Here is a 1,077-nt window from a genome sequence, read left to right as displayed (position 1 = left end):
ACCTGTCAGCTTAGTAATCAGCTCAACCGACTTTTCCATGACTGCCTCTTCTTGAGCGCGGGTCATGGCAATGGGGTTCTCGTGCAAGTAACCATGCGCGCCTACTTCGTGACCATGATCGACAATCATTTTGGCAATGTCTGGAAAAGTTTCGATACTATGACCAGGAATAAAAAACGAGGTGCGTAGATCGTATTTTTTAAATAACCTTAATAGCCGTGGTACACCAACTTCAGATGCCCAGACGCCGCGCTGAATGTCTGAGGGGCTATCCCCACCACCGTACGATCCAATCCATCCTGCTACTGAATCTACATCTGTACCAAAGCCACATATAATGGTTTTTTTACTCATGTCTCACTCCTTTGATGGTATAGGTTACTAGCCTTTGTTTGGGGTCTTATCTTTACTTACTTGATAGTTATTTAACCGCTTCTATGTAGATCTGTCATCGGCTTTGAGTAATACGCTCTCAACACTCAGCGCTGCCGCTAACAAATCACTGTCTCGGCCGCTGGTCATCGATAGCAAAATACTAGTAGGCATCTGGTTTTCATCTATGCCGTTTGGTAAAGCGACGCCGCACCAGTCCAAAAAATTACCTAGAGCCGTATTGCGCAGCATCAGTTTGTTGGTTTGCAAGTACAAGTCATCGTCTTCTTCAAGCGGTTTAAGCTTAGGCGCCGTAATAGGCGTGGTTGGAAACAGTACAATTTGCTTATCTAAAGCTTGACGGTTTTTTTCAATCAATCTTGCACGCTTCCGTTGAATGACAAGCAAATCTCGCGCACTCATCTCTCCTGCATCAAGAATACGGTCAAGGATTCTTGGATCTATCTGCTTTGCCTGTGCCGAATGTACCAGATCCCAATGCACATCTAGTGCTTCTGGGCCAACTAAGTAGCCATGCTTACGGGCAAGCGCCCCTATATCGTCAAACTCATCACATACTCCGCGAGTGATTGTCGCCCCTGCCTGCTCAAGTGCGCGGACAGAAGCTTCAAAATTTTGGATTACCGCCTCTTGCGCGTTTTCAAAGACGACATTACTGGGAATAAAAAATTTGAGTTGGTCAAT

The 1,077-nt window shown here is 45.7% G+C and carries 2 protein-coding genes; both read right to left on the bottom strand.

Features of this window, described 5'->3' with window-relative positions; all coding sequences use genetic code 11:
* On the bottom strand, nt 1-354 hold a 354-nt coding region (locus tag ACS8FD_RS16435; protein ID WP_439276632.1), incomplete at its 3' end, for a polysaccharide deacetylase family protein.
* Nucleotides 355-435: 81 nt separating this feature from the next.
* On the bottom strand, nt 436-1,077 hold a 642-nt coding region (locus ACS8FD_RS16430; protein WP_439276630.1), incomplete at its 5' end, for an amidase family protein.

It is taken from the genome of Psychrobacter sp. 1U2, assembly GCF_051847575.1.
The sequence above is the reverse complement of the archived record's forward strand: the minus strand, read 5'-3'. Positions and strand labels throughout refer to the sequence as shown.